The sequence below is a fragment of the Aurantibacter crassamenti genome (assembly GCF_016811105.1).
GTDB classification, from domain to species: domain Bacteria; phylum Bacteroidota; class Bacteroidia; order Flavobacteriales; family Flavobacteriaceae; genus Aurantibacter_A; species Aurantibacter_A crassamenti.
Genome location: NZ_JAFBGM010000002.1, coordinates 868,623 through 880,801, shown reverse-complemented (window position 1 = coordinate 880,801; position 12,179 = coordinate 868,623). Strand labels below are relative to the sequence as shown.

The following is a 12,179-nucleotide window of genomic DNA, read 5'->3' as shown; positions in this document are numbered from 1 at the left end:
ATACGTATTAATACGTATTTATGAATTGAATTTAATTTGAGTATGTATTTTTATGAAGATGATTATTATGCTATGCAGAAAATAAACAATTCTAAAAATGAGGTATTTGTTTTTATGAAATCTATTGAATGGAGTTAATTGGATTTAATGGGAAAGGTAAAAAACGGAATGCAATTGGAAAAATAGATTGTATACTATTAACTAAATTAAAAACTACAAAGGCTATTTCAGTCGTTATTGATTACATCTTTTTTGACGTTTAATGTAAAGGCGATAACTTCATCTATTAGATTTCCGGGTACATTTAATTCCTCTAAAGAATATATTAGGTGTTCTGTAAAAGTCTCAAAATCAGCATCTTTTAGGTCAATTGAAGAATGAGCCTTGCGTATGTTCTTTGCGGAGTAGTTGGTAGGGTCACTAAAAGAATAGGATAGAAAAATTTTAAGTTTGTCTTTTTGTTTAGACATGTCAGTATTTAAAAAAAATGCATTTATTCTTTCGTCTGCTAACACTTTAGAGTAAAAAATGTCTATAGCTGAATTTACTGTATCAACTCCACCTAGTCTTACTAATAAGCTATCTTCTGATTCCATATTTTTTTTGATTTTGAGTATGTTATTGAACCGTCATACCTTTACTAAAAATAACATAATTATAATATGAATACGTATTTATGCTAGCGGATACCTCTATTTTTATGAGCATTACGGAATACTTCATCTAAAATTGTAGAATCAGAAAAATGACCGATGATTTTTAAAGAATTCAATTTTTAATATTATAAGTGTCTAGCTATATTTTTGCTTTTAGTGAGTGTAATTACTTTACTTTTAGAATCAGTTGCTATAAATAAGAATGTATAACGCGCTGTATTTCTTCTTCATAAAATGATGGATGGTCTGTTATAACTTCACCTATTACTATAATGCCAGGTTGTGAAATATCTATTTCAGATAATGAATTTTGAATAGTATTTAAAGTGGAAATAATACAGCTTTCATTTTTCATTGTACCATTTTGTATTATTGCTATAGGAGTAATAGAACTTCGGTATTTGCTGACTTCGTTGATGATTTCTGCTATTTTTCTTATTCCCATTAATAATACCATTGTTGCTGATGATTGGGCTGCAAATTTTAAATCTTCAGAAAAAGAACCATTGTGCTTGGTGGCGGTCATTACCCAAAAACTACTGCTAACACCACGTTTGGTCATGGGTATGCCTTGACTTGATGGTACGGCTAATGCACTTGATACTCCCGGTACTATAGAAACAGGGATACCAAATGATTCTACATATTCAATTTCTTCATGTGCCCGTCCAAAGACAAAAGGATCACCTCCTTTTAAACGTACAACATGACCATATTTATACGCGTTTTGTACCAATAGTAAGTTGATGTCATCTTGCGTAAATGAATGTTGATTACAACGTTTGCCTACGTATATTCTTGGAATGTTGCTGTTAGCTTGCGAAAGTAACTCATCGCTAATTAAGGCATCATAAAGAATAATGTCTGCATTTTGTAAAGTCTTTAATCCCCTTACAGTTATAAGGTCTTCGCTTCCGGGTCCTGCGCCAACTAAACTTACTTTGGGTGTTTTTACTTCGCTCATTTTAATAATTTTTAGCGGTTAGATTATCAAATTCACAACAATAGTACGTATTTATTTTTAAATAAATACGCATAAACTACGTATTAATACTTAATTTTGACTCGAAGATTAAAATCGAAGCACATGAAAACTATTATTGTAATCGGAAATGGAATGGTAGGGTATAAGTTTTGTGAAAAATTTATAGCTCAAGCCGATGGTGCAAAATATAAACTAGTTGTATTTGGCGAAGAACCACGGGTAGCCTATGATAGAGTTCACTTAAGTGAATTCTTTGAAGATGGTGATGCAGAGCGTTTGAGTTTGGCTCCAAGAAATTGGTATACTGAGAATGGAATTGACCTTTATACCAGTGAATTGGTAAGTGAAATACAAAAAGATAAAAAGACAATTACAACTTCAAAGGGTACCACTATGGTATATGATCAATTGGTCATTGCAACTGGTTCTGTTCCTTTTGTGCCACCTATTCGAGGTGTAGAAAAAAATGGGGTATTTGTTTACAGAACAATTGAAGATTTAGAAGAAACCTTGGCTTATGCTAAAACTATTAAAGGTGGTAAGGCGGCAATTCTAGGTGGGGGACTTTTAGGACTAGAGGCTGCCAAAGCAGTTATGGATATGGGGCTTGAACCACATGTAATTGAGTTTGCTCCTAAACTTATGCCGCGTCAATTAGATACTAGAAGTAGTAAGGTATTGCAAGTGAAGTTAGAATCTATGGGTATTCATATACATCTTAGTAAAGCTACCAATCAAATTCTTGGGAACGGTAAAATTACAGGGATGGAATTTGGCGAAGATGATATGCTTGAAGTTGACATGCTGGTTATTTCAGCAGGTATTCGGCCGAGAGATGAACTAGGTAAAAGTTCAGGTCTTTTAATGGGAACCCGAGGTGGAATTATCGTAAATAATAAAATGCAAACTTCTGATCCAGATATTTTAGCAATTGGTGAAGTTGCGCTTTATAACCAAATGATATATGGTTTAGTAGCGCCTGGTTATGAGATGGCACAAGTAGCTGTTGATCAAATTCTAGGAAAAACTGATTCATTAATGGCTGCCGAAATTGATATGTCAACCAAATTAAAACTCATAGGTGTTGATGTTGCAAGTTTTGGAACACCTTTTATGCCTTCTGATAGAGGACATTCAATCATATTTGAAAACAAAACTGAAAGCTTATATAAACGAATAAATGTGAGCCACGATGGTAAAAAATTACTGGGTGGTATTTTGGTAGGTGATGCAGATGATTACAATATGTTGTTGCAGATGTATCAAAATGAAATGCCGCTACCAGAAAACCCTGAAGCTTTAATTATTGGAGGTAGAAATGAGGGGGGAAGTTCTTTTGGAAGTGTAATGGATTTGCCTGATACTGCCGTAGTTTGCTCTTGTGAAGCCGTTACAAAAGGTGCGATTTGTTGTTCTGTACTTGAAGATGGAAATGAGAGTTTAAAAGCAGTAGCGAAAGCAACAAAGGCTGCCACAGGTTGTGGTGGTTGTAAACCAATGGTAAACGATTTAATAACTGAAAGTTTGAAGTCATTGGGTAAAACTGTTAAAATACAGATTTGCGAACATTTTGATTATTCGCGTCAAGAGCTATTCGATATTGTAAAACTTAGAGGTATTCAAGATTTTGATGAGCTAATTGATACCGTTGGCAAAGGTCATGGTTGTGAAATTTGTAAACCTGCTGTTGCAGCAATTTTTGCTAGTATCTATAATGAAACTGCAAATAAACAAGAGACAATTCAAGATACAAATGATCGATATTTAGCAAACATTCAGCGTAATGGAACTTACTCAGTAGTGCCTAGAGTTGCAGGTGGTGAAATTACTCCGAAACAACTTATGGCCATGGGTAGAATTGCCCAGAAATATGATTTGTATACCAAAATTACAGGTGGTCAACGTATTGACATGTTTGGAGCAAAGTTACATGAGCTTCCATTAATATGGGAAGAACTTATTCTTGAAGGATTTGAAACAGGGCAGGCATACGGAAAGTCTTTACGAACAGTAAAAAGTTGTGTAGGTTCAACTTGGTGCAGATATGGTATGGATGAAAGTGTGAGTTTTGCAATTGAAATTGAACATAGATATAAAGGAATTCGATCTCCGCATAAATTTAAAGGTGGGGTTTCAGGATGTATTCGTGAATGTGCAGAGGCTAGAGGAAAAGATTTTGGTTTTATAGCCGTTGAAGGTGGTTGGAATGTTTATGTAGGTGGCAATGGAGGGGCCAACCCAAAGCATGCAGAATTATTGGCTGAAAAAGTTGATAAAGAATCGGCAATAAATTATGTTGACCGATTTATCATGTATTATATAAAAACAGCAATGCCTTTGCAACGCACAGCCGCTTGGTTAGATAAACTTGAAGGTGGAATTACCTATTTGCAAAACGTAGTTATAAATGATTCTTTAGGCATTGTAGATGAATTAGATGCAGAAATGCAAGCTTTAGTAGATTCATACAAATGCGAATGGAAAGAAGCAGTCGAAACTCCTGAAATAAGAGAGCGTTATACCCATTTTGTGAATTCAGAAGAAAGTGATGATTCTATAGAATTTGTATCGTTACGAGACCAAAAAATGCCGAAAGAATGGGCTTAATGAAATACTTGGAACGAAAAAAATAACTAATGTCTTTATAGAACGGGCATAACCTATTAAAAACGTATAATTATGATGGCACAACTAAACACCTACGAAACAGTAAAGTCAGAAAATGTTATTTTCTGGTTCAAAGCGGCACCAGTTGCTAGATTTCCTAAAAATGGCGGAGCATGTATAAAATATAAAGACAAGCAAATTGCAGTTTTTAATTTTACCCGTGAAGGTACTTGGTATGCCTGTCAAAATTTATGTCCGCATAAGATGGAAATGGTTTTATCACGTGGAATGATTGGAGAAGAAAATATGGAGCCAAAAGTAGCTTGCCCATTACATAAGAACAATTTTTCATTGAAAACTGGCAACCATTTAAACGGTGACTTAGACAGTATTGCAACTTATCCAGTAAAAATTGAAGATGACTTTGTGTATGTAGGCTTTTCTGAATAGTTTTGGTTAAAATAGAAGACCATGATAAATTCTGTAAAATTGCAAAAGGCATTCAAACTTTTTGATGCTGCTAATGCACAAGATCCCAATACTGAAGTCTTTCAAGAAAAAGCATATCCGAAAGAATTATTGTATGCAGTTCGAATGACGGAACAGCTAAGTGCTTTTTTACCTGATGCTTCTGAAGCCTTGCAATTAACAGCAAGGTGTCAGCATATTTGTAGATGGGAAATTCCGAGAGAGTCTTATGATATGAATAGGGAGGGCTATTTACGATGGCGACAAGAATTGAAAAAGTTTCATGCCCATAAAGCAGAAGGCATTTTAAAAGAAGTGGGTTACTCTGAAGAACTTATTGAAAGAGTGAAATTTCTTTTAGAGAAGAAACAATTAAAGAAAAACGAAGAAACACAAGTTTTAGAAGATGTGGTTTGCCTCGTTTTTCTTGAACATTATTTTGAGCCTTTTGCAGCAAAACATCCTGAAGAAAAAACTATTGATATCTTGCAAAAGACTTGGCGTAAAATGTCTGAAGATGGGCATGAGGCTGCATTAAAATTACCACTTTCAAAAAGTGCAGTTGCTTTAGTTACAAAGGCAATAAGTGCATGAAAATTTCACTGCTTTCAAAAGAAAATAAATGCCAAATAATCAAGAGCAAAAGCCATTAGATACTTCCACTTTTTTACGCATTAGAAAGTGGTACATTATTGCACTTGCGGGTATTGCTTTGACTATTATTATCGCTCAATTATTAATTCAAACACATTTAAATTCACAACTAAATGATTCGCGTGTTATAAATGTAGCGGGTCGTCAGCGTGCATTAAGTCAAAAACTAGTAAAAGAGGTTTTGCTTTTAAAAGAATCAGATGCACCAGCAAAAAGCAATGAAATTTTATTAGACATAAAAGAAACATTGGGGGTGTGGGTAGCATCGCATAATGGGTTGCAATCTGGTAATGGTGAAATGAATCTTCCTGCAGAAAAAGATGCTGAAATACTATCATTGTTTCAAGCAATTGATACCCACCATAAAGCTATGGTTGTAGCTACCGAAACTATTTTATCCAAAGAAAATATTACAACTTCAAACCTCACAGATGAGGTGAATGTTTTATTAACCAATGAAGGGCCATTTTTACGCTTGATGGACGAAATGGTTAACAAGTATGATGAACACAGTAAATCAAAACTAGAAAACCTTAAAAAGAAAGAATATTTATTATTGGCTTTTTCGCTTTTGATTTTGTTGCTAGAAATGCTCTTTATCTTTAAACCTTTATCTTTTCAAATTAGAAAAACAATTTCTAATTTGATGCAGAGTCGATTTGAATCTGAAACGAATGCAAAAAAAATAGAGACACTTTTATCTGAAAAAGAAAAATCGCTGAAAGAGTTGCAAGAACTCAATTTTGTAATTGATAATGCTGCTCTCTTTGCTAGTGCTAGAAAAGATGGCAATATTGTTTTTATCAGTAAGAAATTTTTAAACCTTTTAGGTATTGAAAAAGAACAACTTAATAAGCCGTTATCTGAATTATTGACTACTGATGAAGGACAGCAACGCTACCTAAAAGAGGTGCTAAAAAGCAATCGAAAAAATAAGATTAGAAATGAGGAAATAGAAATAACTACAGCAAGTAATGAGCATATTTGGTTAGATATTTCTATAATACCCATGCACCAAGCAAGCAAGCAACAGAGTATTTTAATATTATGTTCTGATATTACTGAGCGTAAACAAAATCAATTAAAAGTTGAACAACTGACTCAGCAAAATTTTGAAGAGCGCATGTTGCAGAAAAGGGTGCAAGCTAGTCAGATTGTTGAAGGGCAAGAAGAAGAGCGTAAGCGAATTGCTAAAGATATTCATGATGGTATTGGGCAAATGTTGACTGCTTTACGATTTAATATAGAATCAATTGATGTTACTAATACGGCTAAAACAACAGAAAAAATAACATATTTAAAAGACCTTACTTCAGACCTAATTAAAGGTGTGCGAACAGCAACATTTAATTTAACCCCACCAGAATTGGGTGATCATGGTATTTTTCCAGCCTTGCATAAAATGACAGTTGAACTGGCCAAGCTTACAGGAAAATCAATTCTGTTTGACAATAAAGTTGATGAAAATATTCGTTTTGATTCTTTAGCTGAAACCAATATGTATCGTGTTACGCAAGAAGCAGTAAATAATGCGATAAAGTATGCACAAGCAAATTATATTTTAGTAAGTATTAATTTTAGTAATGATATATTGAGTGTGGTTATTGAAGATGATGGTAAAGGTTTTGACACAGCAATTTTAAATGAGATGCCAAAAAATAATAGCGATGGTGGTATGGGGCTTTTCTTTATGAAAGAGCGAATAAGCTATATTAACGGGCGTTTATTTATTAATTCAGAACCAGGAAAAGGTACACGAATTACTATAAATTATAAAATTGAAAAAACAGCATAGTTAGATGGAGAAGAATGAATTGTATCCAGTTTTTTTGAAGGTATCACAGTTGAATATTTTAATTGTTGGTGGTGGTAATGTGGCGCATGAGAAATTGACATTTCTTTTAAAATCTAGCCCGAATGCAAATGTGGTAATGGTTTCTCCAATGTTTCGAGAAGTGACTATTGAGTTGGCAAATAAATTTGGAGTACACATGCAGCATAATAGTTATGATGCCGAATTTTTGGAAGGAAAACATATGGTGATTGCAACAACTGATAATGTTACAGTAAATGAACAGGTTTATCATGACTGTAGAGCAAAGAATATTTTGGTGAATGTTGCTGACAATCCTCCTTTTTGTGATTTTTATATGGGTGGTATTGTTACAAAAGGAAATGTGAAAGTTGCCATATCTACTAATGGAAAATCACCAACTACCGCGAAACGTTTACGTCAGTTTTTTGAAGATGTGATACCAGAAAATATTGATGATTTGGTGAAAAACTTAAACGAATATAGAAAGACTATAAAAGGAGATTTTGAACAAAAGGTTGAAACACTAAACGAGTTCACAAAAGGATTAGTGAATAAAAAAGAAGGTGATGAAAATTAGAATAAAAGGTAACTCAATTCGGTATCGACTAACAAAATCGGATGTTGCTGTTTTTTGTGAAACGGGATATTTTGAAGAGCAGACTAGTTTTTCTGAGAATGTTTTTGTGTATGCTCTAAAAGCCAGCAAAACAATTCAAAACATGGAAGCCAAATTTGAATTGAATAAAATTGAAGTTACAATATCAGAAGACTTAATAGGGGAGTGGGCAACCAACAACAAAGTTGGTTATCATCATAATCTTCAATTGCATGATGGTACAGTGCTTTCAATTTTAATTGAAAAAGACTTTACCTGTTTAGATGATACAATTGAAGATCAGTCTGATAATTATCCGAATCCAAGATTTCAATAAAATTTCGTGAAATATCATTTCTTATAATTGTTTGTATAAACTTCAATAGTTGCACTTTTATTAGCAAAAGTCTCGGCTACATTTGAAGGGTTTAGATAAATCATGTTATTAATTGAAGGTAAAGTTGGATTACGACCGGTTTCAACCCCAACCTGATTTTTTGTGTAATTTTCTTTGTGGAAAATCATTTTGATTTGTTTGTTACTTGGTAATTTTAAGTTGTAGTAACCATTTGCATCCGTTTGAAAAGTAAAGTTAACATTAGATGAATTTGAACTTAATTCAATTTGAGCATTTGCTATAGGTGCTTTGGTATTTTGGTCAAGTACATACCCTGAGTATTCTTGAAAAGTTTCAGTTTCATTTTTAACTAAATGGTAAATATCAGTTTCACCTTTTCCACCAGGTCTGTTTGAAGAAAAGTAAGCATTGTTTCTACTTCTTTCGGCAATGAAAGAAAAATCATCCATTGAGCTATTTACTGGTGTTCCTAAATTTAATGGAATAGAATAGTTTGAATCTGAAATTATTTGCGAACTGAAAATATCAAGTCCACCCATACCATAATGCGCATCCGAAGAAAAGTAAATTTGTTGACCTTCTACAAACGGATATTCTTCTCTACCCGGTGTATTTATTTTTGAACCTAAGTTGATAGGCTCTGATAACACTGTTCCGTTATTTTTTAAAGCTACTTTATATAAATCACTCTCACCATATCCGCCAGGCATGTCTGAAGAAAAGTATAAATATTTTCCATCAGCACTTAATGCCGGTTGTTTGCATGTATAATTTTTACTGTTGAAATTTAAAACCTTAATATTAGATAAACGGTTGTTATTAATAGATGCGCTTAATATTTGTAAATTAGATGAACCCTTGTAATTATTTCTAGTAAAATAAACAGTTTTACTGTCTCTAGAAAAGGTTAAGTTTTGTGCATAATTTGAAGCTTCAAAAATAGCTGAGTAATTCTCAACATCAGCTGCAGAGCCTTCTGGCCAAGTTTTAAATAATTCAAACTGAGCTTCAGAATTTGAAATTTCTTTTTCTCTTGAAGATATAAATATCAAACCATCTTTAGATAACGCAGGACCAAAATCAGATGCTTCACTATTAAATTCTAAATTTGAAATAGTATATTTTTCGTTTTTTCTTCTTTGATTATTAAGGTCCTTTTTTTGTGCAAGAATCAATTTTAATTGTTCTTTATTTTTATAATACTCAATAAGTATTTCGTCAGCTTTTCTAATTTGTCGGTTTGCTTTTAAGCATTCAATTAATTTAATAATATACTTTTCATTGAGTGCTCCGTTTTGCATTTCATAAAGTTTTGTATACCAAACCCCCGCTTCTGAATATTTACTTAAATTGAAATAGCTGTCAGCTAAATTCTGAATAACATGAATTGTAGGTTTGTTATTTTTCTTAAGTATTTCGTCATACAACTCAATTGCTTTTTTATATTGAAATGCATTAAATTGTATATCAGCCGCAGTCACTAAATCATCAACTGACTTTGTTAAGTCATTTGAATTTGCGATTTCATTATTTATAAAATAGGGTGTATTTATAATGTTTGCGCAAACCGAACTACTAGCAAGAAGACTAAAAATAAATACTAAACGGATATTCAAAAATTTAGGAATCGACATTGTTTAAGTATTACAAGATTGGGTTTTAATTTAACAATAATTAACCTCTTTTTATTTGATTTGGCAGCTAGTGTATTCGATGAAATACCCGAATAGTTCGTTGAATTACAATTGACTTTTTACATAAACCGATGAATTACAGCTTTCTAATTTCCAATAAATATTACAAATGACAATGGAAGGAGTATAATTGTAAGAATGGTAATATACTTATGCGATTAAACTTCGTAATTGGGTTAAGAAGATAAATTAGCTCATATATACGCCTATATGCTAGAAGAACCAACTGTATTGCGCTATTATAAAAGAGCGCCTATAAGAATGGTTTTGGTAAACCATATATATTAAAAATAAAACAGGCATTTCTTTAGAGAAATGCCTGTTTTAAGTTGAAACTATGAGTTTCTATGAATTTAAAAAATTGAGTTTAATCTGTTACCATTTATCTGGCTGAATCTTCTATTACAGTATCGCCTTCTTTTGAAACTATTATAAAATTTGAACGTCTATTTAATAAATGCTCTTGTTCACTACATCTAACACCATTCTTACATTTATTTTTAAGAAGGGTTTCTCCGTAACCATTTGCACTTTCAATACGGTTACTAGCAATGCCTTGTGCTTTAAGATACTTACTTGTTGATTTGGCTCTATCATCTGACAACTTTAAATTATAACTGTCAGTACCTCTAGAATCAGTATGAGATTCGATTTTTATTTTTAAATCAGGAAATTCTCTCATTGCAAAAAGTACCTTTTCCAATTCAATTTCTGCTCTAGCAGTTATATCAGATTTATCATAATCAAAATATATTGGATCTACTTTTATCTTCTCAACATTATCTTCTTTTACAATTAAACTTTCAAATGCTGTTAAGTATACCATATTGTTCAATGAGGGTTCTTCAACAGCCTCGCCAGTAACAATTTTTACCGTTTCTTTTGTGAAGCCAGCTTTGTAGAAAACCATATTATTTTCTTTGTTGCATGGTAATATTACATTGTAATATCCGTTTTCATCGGTTCGCACAATATGTACAAGTTCATCAGTAGTATTCGTCAATTCTAAACTTGCTTGGGCAATGGGTTCATTTGTTTGTTTATTTAATACATACCCTGAATATTCTAAACACTTTACAGGTTTTACTTTTTCAAATCTGTAAATATCATCATCACCTTTTCCACCAGGTCTATTTGATGCTACAAATCCATTACCTTTTTCTTTTTCACGTATGAATGAAAAATCATCCATATTACTGTTGATAGGTGTGCCCATATTCATTGGCATTGAATAATCTGTTTTTGAGAAAATTACCGAACCAAAAACATCTAAGCCTCCGTAACCATAATGGCCATCAGATGAAAAATACATTCTTTCATCACGTACAAACGGAAACATTTCTCGTCCACGTGTATTAATTGATGGACCTAAATTCATTGGATCTGAAAGTACATCACCACTAGGATTCAATTCAACCAAATAGATGTCGCTTTCACCATAACCACCTGGCATGTTAGATGTAAAGTAAAGAAACCTACCATCTGGGCTAAGTGCCGGATGACCGCAAGAATACTTTTTGCTATTGAAACTAAGAGATGTAACATTCATCAACTCATTGTTAACAATTGTACCGCGTAAAATTTCCATGTTTGAAAGACCATCTTCATTTGTACTGAGTTTGTTTTTCTTTTTAAGATAGTTTCTTGTAAAGAATACTGTAGAACCATCCCATGAGAATGTTAGGGTAGCATCATGATAGTCTGATTCTAAATTATTCAAGAATTTCTCAGGAATATAATTAGCGTCATTTGGGTTTGTTACATAAAGATCTAAATAGGGCTGTTTATTCCAAGGATATAATTTACCATTCGATTTAATTGAATCACGAGCAGAAGCAAAAATCAATCTGTCATTAAAATACACTGGTGCGAAATCAGACTTTTTACCGTTTAAGGCTAAGTTAGACACCTCATACTTTTCTTTTTCTTGTTCTAAGCTATCGAGATACTTCTTTTGTGTCATGATAATTTTCAAACGATCTTTATCAGTATAAAATTCTTTTAATAAATTATCTGCATGATCATTTTGCTTATTTGCTTTTAGGCATTGCACAAGCTTGATAATATTACCTTCTCCAAATTCTTTACCTTGAATGCCATATAGCTTTTCATACCATGGCTTTGCTGAAATGTAGTCGTTAATATTGAAATAGCTATCTGCCAAGTTCTTCATCACATGAATAGATGGTCTACTCTTTTTTGCTGCTAATTCTTTATATAGAACTATAGCTTTGTCAAACTTAAAATCATTGAAATGATTGTCAGCTCGTTCTTCTTTTGTTTGGGCAGATCCAATTAAACAAGATCCAATGAATATATATAGTAATAGTTTTTTCATGATTTTTG

At 32.6% G+C, this 12,179-nt stretch carries 10 protein-coding genes; 6 read left to right on the top strand and 4 right to left on the bottom strand.

Annotated features, from left to right (window positions below; genetic code table 11):
- Nucleotides 1–227 precede the first annotated feature (227 nt).
- Nucleotides 228–596 (bottom strand): group I truncated hemoglobin, encoded by a 369-nt coding sequence (locus JQC67_RS16440; protein ID WP_203254009.1) that lies wholly within the window; start codon nt 594–596, stop codon nt 228–230.
- 250 nt (nt 597–846) lie between these two features.
- A complete protein-coding gene (gene cobA, locus JQC67_RS16435) occupies nt 847–1,620 on the bottom strand; it encodes a uroporphyrinogen-III C-methyltransferase (RefSeq protein WP_203254008.1) in 774 nt (257 codons plus the stop codon).
- Nucleotides 1,621–1,743: 123 nt separating this feature from the next.
- Here cobA and nirB point away from each other — a divergent pair, with 123 nt between their 5' ends.
- The 6 genes from nirB (at nt 1,744) to JQC67_RS16405 (ending at nt 8,118) form a co-directional block, all read left to right on the top strand.
- Nucleotides 1,744–4,248 (top strand): nitrite reductase large subunit NirB, encoded by a 2,505-nt coding sequence (gene nirB, locus JQC67_RS16430; RefSeq protein ID WP_203254007.1) that lies wholly within the window; start codon nt 1,744–1,746, stop codon nt 4,246–4,248.
- Between the two features lie 72 nt (nt 4,249–4,320).
- The gene (gene nirD / locus JQC67_RS16425) at nt 4,321–4,698 is read left to right on the top strand and encodes a nitrite reductase small subunit NirD (RefSeq protein ID WP_203254006.1); all 378 of its coding nucleotides are present in this window, start codon (nt 4,321–4,323) and stop codon (nt 4,696–4,698) included.
- 21 nt (nt 4,699–4,719) lie between these two features.
- Nucleotides 4,720–5,310 (top strand): DUF4202 domain-containing protein, encoded by a 591-nt coding sequence (locus JQC67_RS16420; RefSeq protein ID WP_203254005.1) that lies wholly within the window; start codon nt 4,720–4,722, stop codon nt 5,308–5,310.
- A 28-nt stretch (nt 5,311–5,338) separates the two neighbouring features.
- Nucleotides 5,339–7,165: a PAS domain-containing sensor histidine kinase gene (locus JQC67_RS16415; RefSeq protein ID WP_203254004.1), complete on the top strand. Its 1,827-nt coding sequence runs from the start codon at nt 5,339–5,341 to the stop codon at nt 7,163–7,165.
- A 4-nt stretch (nt 7,166–7,169) separates the two neighbouring features.
- Nucleotides 7,170–7,763: a precorrin-2 dehydrogenase/sirohydrochlorin ferrochelatase family protein gene (locus tag JQC67_RS16410; protein WP_203254003.1), complete on the top strand. Its 594-nt coding sequence runs from the start codon at nt 7,170–7,172 to the stop codon at nt 7,761–7,763.
- Nucleotides 7,753–8,118, top strand: a complete 366-nt coding sequence (locus JQC67_RS16405) for a DUF7009 family protein (protein WP_203254002.1) — start codon at nt 7,753–7,755, stop codon at nt 8,116–8,118. Before JQC67_RS16410 ends, JQC67_RS16405 begins: the two co-directional genes overlap by 11 nt.
- Before the next feature lie 14 nt (nt 8,119–8,132).
- Here JQC67_RS16405 and JQC67_RS16400 read toward each other — a convergent pair whose 3' ends face one another.
- Nucleotides 8,133–9,773, bottom strand: coding sequence for a carboxypeptidase regulatory-like domain-containing protein (locus JQC67_RS16400; protein WP_203254001.1), 1,641 nt, complete (start codon nt 9,771–9,773; stop codon nt 8,133–8,135).
- Between the two features lie 442 nt (nt 9,774–10,215).
- Nucleotides 10,216–12,171 carry an OmpA family protein gene (locus JQC67_RS16395; protein WP_203254000.1) on the bottom strand — a complete coding sequence of 652 codons (1,956 nt, stop codon included), beginning with the start codon at nt 12,169–12,171 and terminating at the stop codon, nt 10,216–10,218.
- Between the last annotated feature and the right edge of the window lie 8 nt (nt 12,172–12,179).

Coding starts and splice junctions, on each gene's coding strand:
- JQC67_RS16440 (WP_203254009.1), bottom strand. CDS start 596: ATGGAATCAGAAGATAGCTTATTAGTAAGACTAGGTGGAGTTGATACA.
- cobA (WP_203254008.1), bottom strand. CDS start 1,620: ATGAGCGAAGTAAAAACACCCAAAGTAAGTTTAGTTGGCGCAGGACCC.
- nirB (WP_203254007.1), top strand. CDS start 1,744: ATGAAAACTATTATTGTAATCGGAAATGGAATGGTAGGGTATAAGTTT.
- nirD (WP_203254006.1), top strand. CDS start 4,321: ATGATGGCACAACTAAACACCTACGAAACAGTAAAGTCAGAAAATGTT.
- JQC67_RS16420 (WP_203254005.1), top strand. CDS start 4,720: ATGATAAATTCTGTAAAATTGCAAAAGGCATTCAAACTTTTTGATGCT.
- JQC67_RS16415 (WP_203254004.1), top strand. CDS start 5,339: ATGCCAAATAATCAAGAGCAAAAGCCATTAGATACTTCCACTTTTTTA.
- JQC67_RS16410 (WP_203254003.1), top strand. CDS start 7,170: ATGGAGAAGAATGAATTGTATCCAGTTTTTTTGAAGGTATCACAGTTG.
- JQC67_RS16405 (WP_203254002.1), top strand. CDS start 7,753: ATGAAAATTAGAATAAAAGGTAACTCAATTCGGTATCGACTAACAAAA.
- JQC67_RS16400 (WP_203254001.1), bottom strand. CDS start 9,773: ATGTCGATTCCTAAATTTTTGAATATCCGTTTAGTATTTATTTTTAGT.
- JQC67_RS16395 (WP_203254000.1), bottom strand. CDS start 12,171: ATGAAAAAACTATTACTATATATATTCATTGGATCTTGTTTAATTGGA.